The following is a 16047-nucleotide window of genomic DNA, read 5'->3' as shown; positions in this document are numbered from 1 at the left end:
TTTCGTTGCCGATGTGCAGCGACCCGATCGGCCGCCGCAGCGCGCCGAGGCCTCCAGGCCACAATTCGATCGTCACGACGAGCATGGCTGCTCCTTCACGAAGTCGCGGTGGAGGCGCAGCGCGGCGGCGGCCGCGGCGAGCCGCTGCACGATCCGCTGCGGCCCGGCGCCGGGACGGAACGCCGCGACGACGTCGTCGAGGTCGAGATCGGCCGCGATGGAATCGTCGAACTCCGGGGGCGTGCGCCTGGCGAAGCGGGTGATGGCGGCCTTCAGCACGGCCCCGTTGGGAGGCGGGATCCGGATCGTCAGGTCGGCGGCGCCGATCAGAGACCGCGGAAGCAGGCTGAGGTCGGCCGCAATGCCCACGACGGACTGGCCGGCCGACAAGGCGAGCGCGACCGAGGCGGAGCTAGTGGCGAAGCCGCGTTCGCCCGCAGTGGGGCCATGCCGGGTCTGCTGGAGCCAGCGTTCGCCGAAAACGCACCGGAAGTAGAGCGAGACGGGCATGACCCAGACCGGGCTCGGCACGTGGATGATTGCGCATAGTGCCTGGTTATGGCGAAGCCGGCGGCGCTGGTCCGCCGTGGTCGCGGCATCGAAGGCCGCTCCGACCACGGCGGTCACTGCTTCCGGCCGGTCGTCGGGCGGAGCCGCCTCCTCCTCGGGGTCGAGCTCGAAGTTTCCCTCGATTTCGGGCTCGTCGTCCTCGAACCTGCCGAGCTCTCGGTCGTAGACGCTGTCGATCAGGACCGTGCCCTGGGGCTTCGCGCCTTTCGGGGTCATGCGGATGACGGTGCCGGAGGAGCGACCTCGTGTAGGTTTTTTCATGTGCGGGATCTCACTTGAGTGGTTGGACCGAGCGGTCCGGACGTCAGGTCGAGTTCGAGGAGGTCGGCGCAGGCGAGCGACATCAGCGCCGGCGACGGGTCGATGTCGCTGCGGACCGTCTCGAGCAGACGGCCGAGCTCCATCGGCCCCTCGTCAGCGAGAGCCTTCAGGATGCGCAGGCGCAACGGGAGGGCGACGGGCTTGTCTTTGTACGACCAGACCAGGCGGACGTTGGAGCGGCGCGGCTCGGCTCTCAGGTCCTCGGCGGTGACGACGAGCTGGCGAAGACCGAGATCGCGCAACGCGATTTGGATAAGTCCTTCCTCGTCCAAGTCGCGGACACGGCGGGCAGGCACCACGTCGAGGTGAAAGCGTCCGTCGAGCCGCGTCAGGACGACGGCGTCGACGTCGACGTCTACTTGCGCGGACCCAGCATTCGCCGCCGCAACGTGTGAGATCGTTTGAACCGCCGGATCGATCGATGCGATCGCGAGCGCGTCTTGGAGCGCAGGGTGTCGCGCGGCGACCGGGGCCGCGGTTTTGGCGGACGAGAAGAGGTGGGGGCGGCGGGGCTTGGAGGAGAACATGACGAGGCATCCGAAACCATGGAAAGGGCGGGGCGGGTCTCGGTGTGTTTCTGGTCGGCGTCGGTCATGATCGGCCCCTTTCAGATCTCGATGATGAGCTTCTCGTTGAAGGTTGGATTTTCCCAGGAACGCTCGCGCGGCGGCCACGGGCCGTATCCCTTGGGATTGCACAGGACGCGGGTCCGGGCCCCGCCGATCGTGGCGTCAGTCGCCCCGCCGATCACGGCGTCGAAGGAAGAGTGGGTGTGCCCGTGAATCCAGAGATCTGCGGGGCGCAGCGCGCCGCGACCGCCGTCGCGCGCCGGAGTCATCAGTGCGCTGAGATCGCTGTAATACGCCGCGCTCAAGAGCTCGTCCGGCTTGGGCGGATCCGACAGGCGCAGCTCCGGGCGCCGGCAGGCATGGTGGGTCACGATCACAAGGGGGCCGGGCCGATCCTTGCGGAGCTGGGCCTCGAGAAAGGCCCGGGACCGCTGATGCCTCGCCAGCGCGTGCACAGGCCGGAAGCGCTGGGCATAGTGGCCGGTCCTAATCTTCCGGAAGTCGTTCATTTGCTCGGCCGCGATCGCCATCTCCCGGCGCTGATCTCCGAACAGCGCGAAGTCAGTCCAGAGCGCGCAGACGACGAAGATCACGTTGCCGATACGGACGGTCTCGTTCTCCAGCGCGTGCACGTTCGTGCCGGCCGCGGCCGCCTTGGCCTTCTCGAGGGTGCGGTCGATGTCCTCGCCGTAGAATTCGTGATTGCCCATGCAGTAGATAACCGGCCGGTCAGGCACGCGCTCAATCAGCCAGTGAACGCCGCGCTCGGCGCGCGGGATCAAGTCGCCGGCGACGATCATGACGTCGAACGCCGGACGGTCCGCCGGTGCCGGCAGGTCCCAGCCGCGGGTGAGTTCAAGGTGAATGTCTGACATGACCCAGAGGCGCATCTCAACGATCCTCCTCGTCGGGATGATCATCGAGCGGTTCGGCCGAATTGATCGCATCCAGGACTTCGTCCGGCAGCTCTTCGATCGCGAGGGCGAACACGACGTCCGGCGAACCGCAGAGCGGGCAGCGATGGTCCTTCTCATCGTACTCGCACTCGCCGTCCTGGCCGCAGGCGCCGCAGCGAAATCTGGCCATGTCAGCCCTCCTTTCGCGAGGGCCGGGGCACCTCGTTCAGGGTGTCGGTCTCGCGGTCGTACGTCGCGAAGTACATGTCGGCATGGCCGCTCCACCTCCTGAGCCGGCGCACGTTCCCCGCCCCATAACGAGGTGGGACAGGCTCCCCGACAGCGTCATCGGTGCAGCGGGTTTCCAGCCAGCCCTTGTTGTTGTGCAGGCGACCTTCGCGGCCGCAGATCTCGCAGGAGCAGGCTGACCGGGCGACGGCGAGATTTACGGCATGGCCGATCTGGTCCTCGGTGTCCTCGCAAGTTTCGCTCTCCCAATCGATGCGGAGGATGCCGAACTTCCGCCTGATTCTGACGAATTCGAAGGTCTCGCCGGCGCGCAAAGCGTCTTCGACCCGGCCGCAGAGCCGCTCGAGGATGTCCGCCCAACCGCGTCCGCAGAACGGATACCCGGCCGAGCGGAATGGCTCCTCGACCTTCACCACGAAGAGGCGACGGTGACGCTTCATGAGGTCGAGACCCCAATCCTCCCTGGCCATCTCAATCCTCCTCGATGCCGAGAGTGGCGGGGTCGACGTCGATGAAGACGTCGTTCTGGCGGTCGTACCTGCGGTACGTGACGAAGTGCCTGCCATCGGCGAAGTGACGGACCAGGTACACGTTCTCGAATCCGAGCCGGCGCTCGACGGGCGTAAGGCCTTCCGCATGCGCCACGCAGCGCGTAGCCAGCCACGCTCCGTCGCGGAGGCGGCCTTCCTCGCCGCAGACATCGCAGGTGCAGGCGCTGCGGGCCTCGGCCAAGGTGATGGCCTCTTCGACCCGAGCGTCGGCATCCGGAGACAAGGCGCCGTCCCAGTAGACCCGCAGCGTCCCGTACTTTTCCTTGATCTGGGTGAACTTGAAGGTGCCGCCGTCGGCACGCACCGCGGTCAGGATCCGGACGCACATGCGATCGAGGAGATCGCGCCAGCCGTCATCGACGTAGGGCATCCCTTCGCCCCTGCGCGGATCGCCGACCGGATGAAAGAGTTCGGGGTAGGTCGAGATCAACTCGATGCGCCAATCCTGGATAAAGCCCGCCATTCAGGCCTCCACCACGATGGTTTCAGGACCAAGTGGAGCATCGCAAAGACGTAACTGGACCAGATTCTCGCACGCGAGGACGCAGATCGCGGCAACAACATCGCAATCAAGACGGACTCGCTCTTCGAGCTCCACGATACGTTGAGGGCCTGCGTTGAGAGCTACCGAAAGCCGCAGCCTGTCCGTGAGCGATACGCGTTCGCCTGCGTGCGACCAGACGTTCCGCGCGTTCGAATGCATCGGCTCACGAAGAATGTCTTGCGCATCTCGCTCGAGCAACTGCAAGCCGTAGTTCCGCAGGACGAATTTGCGGCGGGCGTCATCCTTTTCGCTGTATTCTGGGCGGACCTCTTGGGCACGGAGGAGAAACGCACCGACTTCCGTTCGAAGCACAACACCCGCGAGCGAGACCCGGGGACATTCCAGCAGGGGACCGTCTCGATAGTGGATTTCTTGGACGGAAGAATCCAAGGAAGCTTGTTCCAGCGCGTGACGAAGAAGAACATCGTGCACCGGAATGGCAACTAGGCCTCGGCACTTTGGAGATTTGAAGTGCGACGGCCGAAGATCGCGGGGGGAAGACGTTGAGACTTGCATGATCGAACCTGAACAATTTGCCGGATCTGGCAGACCGAAGTCAGCCCTCGCCTCGTCGCTCAGCATCGGCAGCTCCCAGCCTCCTCATTCTCTGGATCTGGACCTGACGCTCGGGGCGCGACAACTCCTTATGTCCGATATACCGTACATTCTCTTTTTCGGAAAGGCTCCCTTCGGGCCTATCGGAAGATTGTCCAGCTTGATGGATGGATCTTTCGACGCAGGTTCAGCGATCGAGAACCAGCAATTCGGACGGCTCCACCTTAAGAGCTGCCGCGATGCGGACGATGGTGTCCAGAGTAGGATTTGCCTGTCCTCGCTCGACCGAGATCACCGACGCGCGGCGGATACCCGCCTCGCCGGCCAAGTCGGCCTGGGTCAGTTCAAGCGAGCGCCGAAGGTGCCTGACCTTCTGCCCGAGGGCTGCTCTGACCCGCTTTTGGGTTTTCGCCAAGGACTCAGATCCCGCCACGGCTGCCCTGCAAATCCTTGCCTTTTCGTGCAGTAAACACGCCAGGACCGAAAATTGACCATTATCCATGCCACGGCGCTGTCGCGCGCGCCATAGCGAACTCATCATCTTCAAGGAATCGAACGCTGCCCTTACCCAAAAGGGGCGAAGACCTTCTCTCCATGTCGTGATCAAACTGAAAACGGTTTTTCCGAACTTCGACGCCGCGATCTTTGTCCGGATTGACTTCGATTTCAGCCAGAGCCGCATTTTCGGGTCCGCGCGATGCTCCAGCGCTGTCTTACCGCTCAGCGGCGCAGAGGGGTGGATTCACGGCCCCTATCGAAAGTGCAAAGCTGCACCCCTTGCGTGCTCTCGATGCGGGAAGCATTCTAGAAAATGAGAGCGCCCTGGAGGCAGCATACGTGACTCTGACAGGTTCGATACTTTATAACCTTGTCGAATGCCCGCAGCGTGTTGCTTTGGACGCGTTCGGCGATGTCGAGAAGCGAGACCAGATCAGTCCTTTCGTCCGGTTGCTCTGGGAAAGGGGCAGTTTGTTCGAGCAGGAAACGATCTCCAACTTGCAGATACCCTTTCTCGATCTTTCGACCGCCAACGAGGTCGACCGTGAGCGGCTCACGCTTGATGCTATGAGCAAGGGCGAGCCTCTTATCTACGGAGGATGCATCAGAGCCGCTGATCTGTTTGGAAAGCCGGACCTGTTGCGCAAAGAAGTCGGCGGCTACGTCCCAGGCGACATCAAATCAGGGCGCGGCAAGGAGGGGGGAGATGACGATCATGACGGCAGGCCGAAGCGCCACTACGCCGTCCAGCTCGGTCTGTACGTAGACATCCTCGAGCATTTGAATCTTTCGGCGGGACGTCGGGCGTTCGTCTTGGATATTCATGGTAATGAAGTCACCTACGATTTCAGCGACCTTTCCGGTCAAGACCTTTGGGGTGACTACCAAAATACGCTCGCCCAAGCGCGATCGATACTGGCCCGGCAAATCGTCCCGCTCCCGGGCTATGCCAGCTCCTGCAAACTTTGTCATTGGTATTGTTTTTGCCTCCAACAGCTCGTCTCGACGGACGATCTGACGTTGATCCCATTTCTTCGACGGTCAGATCGCGACACGATGAATGATCAGATACCCACGATCGCCTCGCTCGCGGCGATCAATCCGGAAGCGTTCATCAAGGGCAAGAAGACCGTGTTCGCCGGCGTTGGGGCGGATCGCTTCCGCGCTTTGCATGCACGCGCCGTCATGCTGAAGGCGTCCTCGCCGAAGCCCTATTTGCGCTCAGCGATAAGACTGGACTCCTTCTCGGTCGAGCTGTTCTTCGATATTGAAGTCGACCCGCTGCGCGGAGTTTGCTACCTGCATGGATTTGTCGAGCGGAAGAATGGAGACAACGACACTGAGCGCTTCGTTTCATTCTTTGCTGACGAGCCAACGCCGAAAGCCGAGCGCGAGACTTTCGCCGCAGCTCTCGACTATTTTGCCTCTCGGGAAGAGGCTGGGATATATTATTACAGCAAGTATGAACGGACAATCTACCGGAAGCTCCAGCAGAAGTATCCGGACATCTGCACACCTGAGGATGTAGAACAGTTGTTCGACCCACGAAGGGCGATTGATCTCTACGGAGATGTCGTTCTGAAGGCGACCGAATGGCCCACCAGAGATCATTCGATCAAAACCTTGGCCAAGTTCTTGGGCTTTGCGTGGAGAGACACGCATCCCTCTGGAGCCGCTTCCGTCGAATGGTTCGACCGCTGGTGTCGGGAACGAAGTCCGGTTATCCGACAGCGTATCCTCGATTACAACGAAGACGATTGTCGCGCCACCCGGGTGTTGCTGGACGGAATCAGGGCACTTGCTGATTGACGCCGGTAGGCGCTCGGTCCAGGGCCTAGACAGCCGCCTGAATCCATCCCTTCGGCGTGCGTTTGCCTAAGGCCAAGCGGCCGACGAACAATCCTTCGTCAATTGAGTATAGCAGACCGGCGTGTTGAACTCGCAACCCCAGTAGTGTGCGAACTTCACAACATAGGGCCAGATGCCGCCTATCCGGCGAAGTGAGGGCGGATACGACACGGCAGCGACCTCCGTGCAAGACGCTGGATGCCTTTAGGGCGATCTCGGTCCAGCGATCTGATGCGTCCGTCGTGTGGCGCACCCCGTGCAGCAAATCACCCAGCGGCAGAAGATAAGGACTGCCGCCGGGGGTAGCGAAGTCTAAATGGAAAGAAATTCCGGTAAGGCCGCAGACCCTAAGATCGTCCGGGTGCGATCTGCGCCCGCTCCACATACAGGGTCTAGCTTCGCTTGGACCACAGTATTTGCCCTCAATCGAACGGATCGCTAGTTGATGCTGGATACGAGCGCCAGAAACGCTGCTGACAACAAGTAACCTTCTCAGCACGCGAGAATCCGTAATCGCGCAGCGTTCCAGCTCGGACGGTAAGACGGCTTTCCCGGTGACGCTGCAACGCTCTAGTACGCCGGGCCGAACGAACCTACCGGTGATTTCGCACCGTTCAGCCTCTTGTTTTGTTATCGGTTGCAGTGTCTCATAACAAAGGAGAAACTCGTCCTTGTGGCCCGTTTGATCAGATACGACTGACCTCGATTTCTGGTCGCGACGATAGGGTTTGCCCGAGATGTCGCTGATGACCAATTCGCTCTTCAGTACCTCGATGCCAGTGAAATCGCACCGACCGAAGTGCTCTGGTTCCGCCCGTTTACCAGTCAGACTACAGGTCTTGAGAAGCGAACTCGCGACAGGATTTCCTGTAACGGCGGAGAGTTCCGCTTCGTCCGTCAGGACAAGTTTGCCGCTTAGGCTGCAGCGCAGCGCGTGGTCCGGAAGAGCCGTTCGGCCGCTGACCTCCGAGGTGACGAGTAGATGTCGCAAGACATCCACGCCGGTCATGGCGCAATGGCCTAGGCATTCCTTCGGTGCGAGAGTGCCGCTGCTGTCGCATCGACCCAGTTCCGGCGCGGAAACGCAATCGCCCGTCCGTGGTACCACCGTCAAACGGCTCTCATACTGCGGGCCCTTGTCGAACTTGTATTGCACCTCAGAAGTGACTTCACGGTGAATGCCGCCTTCCAACGCGACGACCGTCAGTTCAAGTCGCGGAGTGAAGTCGTCCTCCATCTTCTTCCGTTTGCGAGCATCATCGCCAGCGGCCGCCAGTTCCTGAACGCGCCGCTCCAAATAGAAACGGCAGAACTCGCCGATGCCTAGATCTCGTCCGGCTGCATCGGCCAATCGTTCGGTATCAATTCCGAGATGTTGGGCGTTCTCGATAGTATCGCCCAATTTATAGAGACCGGATCGAACGGCGTGTGCCCTGTGTTCGCCGGGCTGACATTCAACTTCTACAAGGCGTTCGTAGCTGTCGTGAGCAACAGTGGCGCGCACCCGGATAAGCGCCTTGCCTTCGAAGCAGCGGCGCACTCCTTCCACCTTTGTCGTAATGAGCGATGCGCCGAAGCTGTCGACCCAGCAACGCGAGATTTCATTTGCCTGGCCGGCCGGGTCGTCATCCCTATCCTCCACCTGATGAACCCCGGTGGCGATCATCCGGCTTACTAATCTCGAAAACGCTGCTGAACCGGGTGCGTACAAAGTGGCGCGGCCATTGCGGTCGGCTTCTTCGAAACAAATCAGTTCGCGTCCAGCATCCTCTTCCAGTAGATAAAGGCCGCCTTCCTTGGACGTCACCGTTGCTCCAAGGCTCTTGAGACCGGCGAGCGCGAACTCCCGTGACTCCATCGACCTCACGATCGGAGGAAGCTTGGGGGCCCGCGGCCCGACATATTCCGCACCATCCATGCTGCCCAGCATGTCGTTGATGTTAGCCTCTTCCGCTTCCAGCTTTTCCTTAGCGTCGAGAATGCTTTGTTCTGCCTGCTTCGTGGCTTTTTCGAAGTCCTTGCCGGCGAGCGCCGCCAGAACCAGCCGAAGGATCCTGTCCTCGAAATCCTCCCCATTCTCGTCGTCTACGCCAGACGCCTCGAGGAGCGACTCGATGTCGCCTATGGCATGCGCGGCCATCTGCAGCTTTTCCATCAAACGACCGACGATATACTCTTCGAACGTTCCCTTTAGCGTGATGTTGAGGATGCTGACGCTCGCATGTTCGGACGCCAGCCGCTGGATTCGGCCGATGCGCTGCTCGACTATCATCGGATTCCAGGGCAAGTCGAAATTCACAAGCACGTTGGCGACCTGCAAGTTCACGCCCTCTGAACCCGCTTCGGTCGACACGATCACATGGCAGGCCGGCGGATTTTTCCAGAAACGGGCGATGGTGTCTTGGTTACGCTGCCCCGAGTTGCCGTTGATGATTCCGACCTTGAGGCCCCGCGTCTCCAGGAACGCCTGGATCGTCGTCTGCGTCTCGAGACGGCCCGTGAACACCACCATGCGCCATCGCTCTGGGTTTTGACGCATCAATTGATCGATCAGCGAGCCGAGGCCGTTCAGCTTCGCGCTGGTGCTCATGCCATCGACGATGCTGCATACTGCGGCGGCGAGCTCCCGTGGCACGGTTCCATTCCGAGCCATGTTGGTGAGTTGGGCCATCAGCGCATGAGGGCTGCTGGTGAGTGCCTGCAGAATTCCAATTTGAGCGAGCCGATTGAGCTTTTGAATCGGTTTGCTGATGACCCGGATAAGCTCGAGTTCGGCGACGGTCGGTTCGACCCGGTGGAGTTGGACAACTCGATCCGGGAAGTATAACTTTGCGTCGCCGCGCCGCACGCGGGACATGTAACCGTACACGATCGAGCGAAACTCTTCACGAGCTTCGGCCTTGAGCTGACGAGCCGTATCGCGCTTGTCGGCGATGAACTTGCGCGCGAACATCCCCTCGCTTCCGAACGGATTTTGGTGACCCCGAGCTACCGTAAGAAGGTCGACGAGCGAGTAGAGATCCCAAAGCCGGTTCTGGATCGGAGTGGCGGTGAGCATCAGAACGTAGCGAAAGCGCCTCTTTTCAAGAGCCTCCTTGAAGCGCAAAGCGACCTGCGGAGGTGGATCGACGCCGTAGAGGTTGCGCAGCTTGTGCGCCTCGTCGAGCACTAGCATTTGGAAACGATCTTCAGGAATCTTCTCGAGATGCAGGCGTGCTGAAGCATAGGTCGTTATCACCGCGCCAACATCGTCCGGTTCGGCGGTTATCAGCTCTCTGCCGGTTGCGATTTGAGCAGGGATATCGAATTTTGCCTGCAACTCCGCCTGCCATTGCGGTCCGAGGAGTTTTGGACAGACGATCAGGATCTTGGAGATCTTTGTACGCGCGATAAGTTCGCTGGCGATCAATCCTGCGCTGATGGTCTTGCCCAAGCCAACGTCGTCGGCGAGCAATGTCACGGGTAGCCGGCGGCAGAACGTGATAAGATTAGAGACCTGATGGTGGTAGGGCTGTAGGTGCTCTTGCCATCGCTTTTCGGATTTCAGGTCTTTCCGCGTCTCGATGACGATTGGATCAGTCAAATCCCATTCGAGCGCCGCTCTGTACAGTTTGTATTCGTCCGGAAGGATGCTGCGACGCAAAATTTTCGTCTGAAATTCGGATGACGACGCCGACATTGCCCCAATCCAGCGCCTTACGTTAAATAAAGAAACTTAGCATGCCGGTTTTGAGGGATTTCGGCAACCACGGCGAGCAGGAGGATCCGAGGGGAGTTGCCAGCACTCCTTCTTCGTCGTTTTCCGAAGGTGACCTTGTGACGCCATCCTGAGAACATCGAGCGTCACGGCGCGCCGGTCGTGGGATCCGTCGCCTGGACCGTGCCAAGTTCACCGGAAGATAGGGCTCGTCGCGCCGGACAAACTCGAGGGATCGACGCCCTTCACCGCCGCCCACGAAGGCTGTAATTGCATACCGCCGCACTCTAATCGAGCGAGAACCCCGCTAATCGAATGGTTAGGCCCGAAAACCACAAGCGAGATCCCAACCATGGCCATTGCGGTTGCGCTACATAGAAGGTTCAATCGCGATTCGGTGCGGGCAGTAGTACATTAACTTTCCAGTCTTTTGCATCACGGATTCCATGTCTTCGGACGGCACAAGTACAGAGCTCGAGGAAGATCTCGAAGCCCAGATACTCGAATGCGATGCCTCCATTTCTCGGAATCCCCGAGACGCCAAGGCTCGTCGGCAGCGAGGGCTTCTGAAGGCACGTATGCATCGATACGACGAGGCGCTGAAGGATTTCGATGGCGCCCTGAGGCTAAGTCCCAATGATGCCCATGCACATGGGCTCCGAGCCCTGGTGTGGGCAAAGAAAGGTGACCGCGACCGCGCCCTTGCCGATTTCGATATCGCCATTCGGCTGGCCCCGGAGAACGCTGAACTGTATCGCTCCCATCGCGCGCGCGTGCTGTCGGAGAGTCATGCCCGGCCGATCGCGGGCGGCGACTTCAATCTCCTCAAGAATCCCTTCGTTCTCCTCGGGCTGCCGCCCGACGCGAAGCCCGGGGCGGTCAAGGAGGCGTACGAAGACGCGGTCGAGGATGAGGCTGACGAGCCGGACGTCCTCATGCGCGCCCAGCAGACGCTGTTGACGCCGAGGCTCCGGATCGAAGCCGAAATCGGCGGCTTCCTCGATGTCGATCCGAAGCTGGCGACGCTGATCGTGTCCGATATCCGCAGCGGAAGGCCGCTCGGCGAAATCAAGGAGAGCCTTACACGACTGCATTCGCTTCCGAGATCGAACGTCATCGCCCACTATGGCTCGGCGGGGCCGCTCCGGCTCGAATATTTCTGTGAGCTGATTGCGGCACAGGCAGCCGTCGCGCCGGGGGCCGTTTGCGACGCCATCAACGACGTGCGGCAGGAAATCGCCCTGGGCCGCGTTGACCGCGACGCGGTCAGCGAGGCGCTTTCCAAATTGCTCGATCGTCAGACCAAGGCGGTGATCGAGGCCCTCGGCTTCGGCGACGAGGCGGTGGCACTCTTCGATCTGTTCGTCTCGAGGATTGTCGCCGGCGGGGACGCCGCGGAAGTCTTCAGACTCGACGTCTACGTGTCGATGTTCCGTCAAACCGTGGCTTCGGAACTCTCAAAGCGCCGGGAAGCCGTAGTCATTGCCTGCGACGAGATTCGCAAGAATCCGAAGTCGGACGCGATCTATCGAAAACTCGACAAGGCGCTGCGCTTCTGGATGGCGCTGGTTCGGCCCGTCCAGGCCTACGAAACCCACCGCCAGCGCGAGGATCCCGCGGCGCGTGAGATGTATAGCACGGTTCGGCAGCTCGCACTCGATCTGTCCAACGAGCAGCGCGAGTTCGAATGCGCCGAGAGGGTCGTTTCAATCGCGTCCGGAGTGTTCGGCCACCTGCCCCGCGCCGCCGACCAGATAGCCGAAGACACGAAGCAACTCGCCGAACTCCGCAACGACAAGCTGGCCGACGACTTGCTCACGCCGCTGCTGCAGGCCTGCGAGCAGGCCAACAACTCGCACCGCACGGTCGAAGGCGAATTGCTCAAGGCCGGTTTCGGGCCCGGGTCCGTCGGAAGCGTGAGGTCCATCTTCGACAAGTTCGTAGCGGCAGTCGATGCGACCGCCAAATTGCCCTTCTCGGATGCGCCTTGGCGCCTGGTCCGCTCGGTCGCCATTTCCCTGAACAACGATTCGTCGTCGCCGCAAGCCGCGGACAGGATCATCCAGGGACTTCTCGACCACGCCATTCATAGGCCGCCGTCGCCCGAAATGCTCGCGATGCTGCGGGAAGACCAGCGCGCCGCTCGCAAGATCCTCGTCGAGAACGACCTGACGAAGAATTTGCAGGCGCAGAAGTGGAAGGAGACGGAGCAACTCGCGGACAAGCTCCTCACGCTGGAAACCGACGAAGATACTTTGAGCGCCGTGCGGACCATTCGCGATACTGCAACCGCCAAACGCAAAGCCAATACCCGCGTCATGTGGTTCTGGGGCGTCGTGATCGTTGGCGGCGGCCTCTGGGCGATCATTGCCAACGGGGGAAGCAACTCGGGATCCCAGACGACTCAATACCGGCCGACGCCATCCTATTCCAATATGCAAACTTGGCCGCAAACGCCGGCACCTTCTCAGGCGACTGCCCCGCCTCCGCAAAGAACCGAAAGCTTCGACACCAGCGAGACGATGCCGTCCGTCGGCACCGGTCTGGCGCTGTCCAGGGCGAACATCCGTTATTGCACGTTCCAGCGCGTCCGGATCGAAGCCGCCCGCCCCCTGGTTCAAGCCGGGGTACAGGGCCAGCGTTTCAGCGCCGCGGTCGACGACTACAATTCGCGCTGCAGCGACTATCGCTATCGGCAGGGCGACAAGGATGCCGTCGATGCCGAGCTGATCGGGAAGCGGTACTCGCTGGAGTCCGAGGGACGCGCTCTCGCGGCGTCGTGGCGACCATCCGGTCCGCCGGCGACGCGGCGATGAGCGGGAAGGAAAGCAATGCGCGCGAACGAGGGACGATCATGACCGACGGCGAAGATACGATGGCGAAGCTCGCGGTCGAGTATTGGAAGCTGCTGCGCGTGCTGGAGCGGGCTCTCGACAGCGTTCCCGAGGATCGGCGGGAGAGATACGCCTCGCAGGGACGCTACGCGGCCGACCGTCTCGACGAACTTCTCCGAGATCGCAGGATGTCGGTTCAGTCGTTCGACGGGATGGACTTCGAAGTCAACCTGCCGGTATCTCCGGTAAACGGGGAAGAGTTTCAGGGACGTGCCGACGTCGTGGTCGCCCGTACCATCGAACCCGCCGTCATCGCGGACATGCATCCCGTTCTGATGGGCAAGGTCTATCTGGCGAGTAAGGAGTGAGCATGTATCTCGGCATCGATTTGGGAACGTCCAATTCGGCCATCGTCGGCAACGACGGTCGGGAATTGCGCCTCTACAAGACGGTGGACGGATCGGACGTGCTTCCGAGCGCGATCATGATCGACCGCCGGGGCGGCATGTTCGTCGGGAAACGGGCTTATGAGCAGGATGCCTTCTCGCCGGAGAACGTGGGCAAGAAATTCAAGCGCCTCATGGGCACCTCGAGCCCGATCGAATTCAAGAGCGCCGACCGGTCGATGAGCGCCGAAGAGGCGAGCGCGGAAGTGCTCAAGACGCTTCTGGCGCAGGCCAAGTTGGCGGCAGGTCAATTCGATCTGGAGGGCACGGTCATCACGATCCCGGCCGCGTTCAATCAGATGCAGTGCGAGGCGACCATGCGGGCGGCGCAGGCCGCCGGCATCGGCCGTGTGGGCCTGGTCCAGGAACCGATAGCGGCCGCGATGGCGTCGATCGCCGATCGTCAACGACGCAACTCGGCGCTGAAGGACGGTCAATTCCTCGTCTACGACTTGGGAGGTGGTACGTTCGACGTCGCCATCGTCCAGAGCGTCGGCGGTACCATCAACGTCGTCGGTCACGGCGGCATCAACATGCTGGGCGGCACCGATTTCGACCGGCGCGTCGTGAACGAGATCGTTCGGCCCTGGCTAATGGACCAGTTCGATCTTCCGGACGACCTGCAGAGGGATCCGACCTATCAGCGCGTGCTCAGGATCGCGGCCTTCTATGCGGAGAAGGCCAAGATCGAACTGTCGGCGCAGCCCTCTACGCGCATTTCCGCGGACGAAAGCCAACTTTCGTCCCGTGACCTCGCCGGCAAGGAGATCTACCTCGACATTCCGTTCGACCGGCGGCAGCTCGAGGAGCTGGTATCCGATCAGGTCGACCGATCGATCGACGCATGCCGGAAGCTGCTCAAGGAGAATGGCTACCAGAGCGGCGACATCGATCGCGTCGTGTTCATCGGCGGTCCGACCCGCATGCCGATCGTGCGTTCGCGCGTGCCGGAACAGTTGGGGATCGCCGGAGATCTGGATTCCGATCCGATGACCGCGGTCGCGTTCGGTGCCGCGATCTTCGCCGAGAGCCGCGACTGGTCCGGCGAAGCGGTGACCGCCAAACCGACGCGGGCCACGGCCAAAGCGGGCGGAGCCTTCAGGATCGAATACGGCTATCCGGAGCGCACCTCGGATGCTCGGATCCGGATCCGGATCAGGCCGCAGCCGGAAGCGCAAGATCAAGGCTATCGCCTCCAGATCGACAGCGACACGGGTTGGACCAGCGGGCAGATGCCTCTCGACGGGACCACCTCCGTGAACGACGTGCCGGTCGCGCGCCGGGGCGACAACCAGTTCAGGGTGATGGTGTTCGACCGATCCGGAAATCCCTTGCAGGAGGCCGAAACGAGACTGGTGGTGAAGCGTACGGACGCGTCATCTTCGGGCACGCCGATCACCCATACCATCGCCGTCAAGGTCGTGGTCGACGAAGGCGGTCTGCCCAGGAATACGCTCCACGAACTGGTGGCGAAGGGACAATCGATTCCGGCGAGCGGCACCGAAACGTACCGGGCCGCGAACGATCTTAAAGGCGGGGAAGAAGGAGGGCTCGATTTCGAGGTCTACCAGATGGAGGCAGGCGTGACGGATCCTGCCCTCAATCTTCATGTCGGAAGTTTTCGGGTTGAGGGCTCCCAACTGGAGATCGGCGATATCATCCGTCGCGGCGACGTCGTCCGCGTACACTGGAATCTCGATGAGAACGGTCTTCTGAACTGCGCGCTCGAGGTGCCCTCAATCGGCCGTCGGTTCGACACCGGGAAGATGTTCACCGATCACGGAGCCAGGAAGAGCTTCGAGGGGCAGGAAGGCGAGGAGCTCGCCAACTCCGTCCTCGATACGACCGCGACCGAACTCGAAGAACTCGAGCGCGCCCTCGGCACGAAGCGCAGCGCCGAGACGGAGGAACTGAACCGGCGGCTGGACGAGCAACGCGAGAATCTGAGGACGTCTTTCGAAGCGGATACCCGCCGATCGATCGCCGAGGAGGGCCGCGCTATTAGGCAGGAAATCTCCCGCATCAAGAACCGTCCTGAAAACGTGGGCGCCGTTCTGACGGAAGAGACGGATCGTCTCGTCCAAGACTACGATTCCGTCGTCCGTCCCCACGCGTCCAAAGCCACGAACGACCGGTTCGACTCACTGCAGGCGCAGGTTCGGGACGCGCTCCGTCACGGTCGGCCCGACGACGCGCGAAAGTCGCACTCCGAAATGTTCGCGATCTTCATCAACGGCGCCAAGGAGCATCCCGGTTTTCAGGTAGACTTGTTCCTCGCCTTCTCACGCGAACGCCACCTCGCCATCGACAAGGGGCTCCACGATAGGCTGGTCGCGGACGGACAGGCCTGCATCGACCGAAACGATCTGGAAGGACTTCGTCGGACCATCGGGCGCATCCTCGAAAACCAGATACCGACCACAGCCAAGAACGCGGCCACCGCGGCTCTTGCCGGCCTCATGAAGTAGC

13 protein-coding genes are annotated in these 16047 nt (G+C 61.4%); 4 read left to right on the top strand and 9 right to left on the bottom strand.

Features of this window, described 5'->3' with window-relative positions:
• Positions 1 to 72: 72 nt before the first annotated feature.
• The 8 genes from ACE10W_RS05180 to ACE10W_RS05145 form a co-directional block, all read right to left on the bottom strand.
• On the bottom strand, positions 73 to 831 hold the full coding sequence (locus tag ACE10W_RS05180; RefSeq protein ID WP_375762577.1) for a hypothetical protein: 759 nt from the start codon (positions 829 to 831) through the stop codon (positions 73 to 75).
• A complete protein-coding gene (locus tag ACE10W_RS05175; RefSeq protein WP_375762576.1) occupies positions 828 to 1418 on the bottom strand; it encodes a hypothetical protein in 591 nt (196 codons plus the stop codon). The genes ACE10W_RS05180 and ACE10W_RS05175 overlap by 4 nt, the downstream gene beginning before the upstream one ends.
• 80 nt (positions 1419 to 1498) lie before the next feature.
• A complete protein-coding gene (locus ACE10W_RS05170) occupies positions 1499 to 2350 on the bottom strand; it encodes a metallophosphoesterase (protein ID WP_375762575.1) in 852 nt (283 codons plus the stop codon).
• Position 2351: 1 nt separating this feature from the next.
• Complete coding sequence (locus ACE10W_RS05165; protein WP_375762574.1) at positions 2352 to 2546, bottom strand: hypothetical protein; 195 nt, start codon at positions 2544 to 2546, stop codon at positions 2352 to 2354.
• 1 nt (position 2547) lies between these two features.
• Positions 2548 to 3075: a hypothetical protein gene (locus ACE10W_RS05160; protein ID WP_375762573.1), complete on the bottom strand. Its 528-nt coding sequence runs from the start codon at positions 3073 to 3075 to the stop codon at positions 2548 to 2550.
• A 1-nt stretch (position 3076) separates the two neighbouring features.
• Positions 3077 to 3619, bottom strand: coding sequence for a hypothetical protein (locus ACE10W_RS05155; protein WP_375762572.1), 543 nt, complete (start codon positions 3617 to 3619; stop codon positions 3077 to 3079).
• The gene (locus ACE10W_RS05150) at positions 3620 to 4282 is read right to left on the bottom strand and encodes a hypothetical protein (protein ID WP_375762571.1); all 663 of its coding nucleotides are present in this window, start codon (positions 4280 to 4282) and stop codon (positions 3620 to 3622) included. It lies immediately after the preceding gene.
• Positions 4283 to 4442: 160 nt separating this feature from the next.
• Complete coding sequence (locus ACE10W_RS05145) at positions 4443 to 4937, bottom strand: helix-turn-helix domain-containing protein (protein WP_375762570.1); 495 nt, start codon at positions 4935 to 4937, stop codon at positions 4443 to 4445.
• 155 nt (positions 4938 to 5092) lie between these two features.
• On the opposite strand from ACE10W_RS05145, the gene ACE10W_RS05140 reads away from it, so the two are divergent.
• Positions 5093 to 6562, top strand: coding sequence for a TM0106 family RecB-like putative nuclease (locus ACE10W_RS05140; RefSeq protein WP_375762569.1), 1470 nt, complete (start codon positions 5093 to 5095; stop codon positions 6560 to 6562).
• A 25-nt stretch (positions 6563 to 6587) separates the two neighbouring features.
• On the opposite strand, the gene ACE10W_RS05135 is transcribed toward ACE10W_RS05140, so the two are convergent.
• Entirely contained in the window at positions 6588 to 10280 is a 3693-nt protein-coding gene (locus ACE10W_RS05135) for an SNF2-related protein (RefSeq protein ID WP_375762568.1), read from the bottom strand.
• A 596-nt stretch (positions 10281 to 10876) separates the two neighbouring features.
• Between ACE10W_RS05135 and ACE10W_RS05130 the strand changes: the two genes are divergently transcribed.
• From ACE10W_RS05130 to ACE10W_RS05120, 3 genes are read left to right on the top strand one after another with little or no spacing between them, the layout of a single operon-like run.
• Entirely contained in the window at positions 10877 to 13114 is a 2238-nt protein-coding gene (locus ACE10W_RS05130; RefSeq protein WP_375762567.1) for a tetratricopeptide repeat protein, read from the top strand.
• 38 nt (positions 13115 to 13152) lie between these two features.
• Entirely contained in the window at positions 13153 to 13500 is a 348-nt protein-coding gene (locus tag ACE10W_RS05125) for a hypothetical protein (RefSeq protein ID WP_375762566.1), read from the top strand.
• A 2-nt stretch (positions 13501 to 13502) separates the two neighbouring features.
• A complete protein-coding gene (locus ACE10W_RS05120; protein ID WP_375762565.1) occupies positions 13503 to 16046 on the top strand; it encodes an Hsp70 family protein in 2544 nt (847 codons plus the stop codon).
• Position 16047 lies beyond the last annotated feature (1 nt).

It is taken from the genome of Bradyrhizobium sp. B025 (assembly GCF_042257955.1).
In the GTDB taxonomy this organism is placed as follows: Bacteria; Pseudomonadota; Alphaproteobacteria; order Rhizobiales; family Xanthobacteraceae; genus Bradyrhizobium; species Bradyrhizobium diazoefficiens.
The sequence above is the reverse complement of the archived record's forward strand: the minus strand, read 5'-3'. Positions and strand labels throughout refer to the sequence as shown.

Coding starts and splice junctions, on each gene's coding strand:
- ACE10W_RS05180 (WP_375762577.1), bottom strand. CDS start 831: ATGAAAAAACCTACACGAGGTCGCTCCTCCGGCACCGTCATCCGCATG.
- ACE10W_RS05175 (WP_375762576.1), bottom strand. CDS start 1,418: ATGTTCTCCTCCAAGCCCCGCCGCCCCCACCTCTTCTCGTCCGCCAAA.
- ACE10W_RS05170 (WP_375762575.1), bottom strand. CDS start 2,350: ATGCGCCTCTGGGTCATGTCAGACATTCACCTTGAACTCACCCGCGGC.
- ACE10W_RS05165 (WP_375762574.1), bottom strand. CDS start 2,546: ATGGCCAGATTTCGCTGCGGCGCCTGCGGCCAGGACGGCGAGTGCGAG.
- ACE10W_RS05160 (WP_375762573.1), bottom strand. CDS start 3,075: ATGGCCAGGGAGGATTGGGGTCTCGACCTCATGAAGCGTCACCGTCGC.
- ACE10W_RS05155 (WP_375762572.1), bottom strand. CDS start 3,619: ATGGCGGGCTTTATCCAGGATTGGCGCATCGAGTTGATCTCGACCTAC.
- ACE10W_RS05150 (WP_375762571.1), bottom strand. CDS start 4,282: ATGCTGAGCGACGAGGCGAGGGCTGACTTCGGTCTGCCAGATCCGGCA.
- ACE10W_RS05145 (WP_375762570.1), bottom strand. CDS start 4,937: ATGCGGCTCTGGCTGAAATCGAAGTCAATCCGGACAAAGATCGCGGCG.
- ACE10W_RS05135 (WP_375762568.1), bottom strand. CDS start 10,280: ATGTCGGCGTCGTCATCCGAATTTCAGACGAAAATTTTGCGTCGCAGC.
- ACE10W_RS05130 (WP_375762567.1), top strand. CDS start 10,877: ATGCATCGATACGACGAGGCGCTGAAGGATTTCGATGGCGCCCTGAGG.
- ACE10W_RS05125 (WP_375762566.1), top strand. CDS start 13,153: ATGACCGACGGCGAAGATACGATGGCGAAGCTCGCGGTCGAGTATTGG.
- ACE10W_RS05120 (WP_375762565.1), top strand. CDS start 13,503: ATGTATCTCGGCATCGATTTGGGAACGTCCAATTCGGCCATCGTCGGC.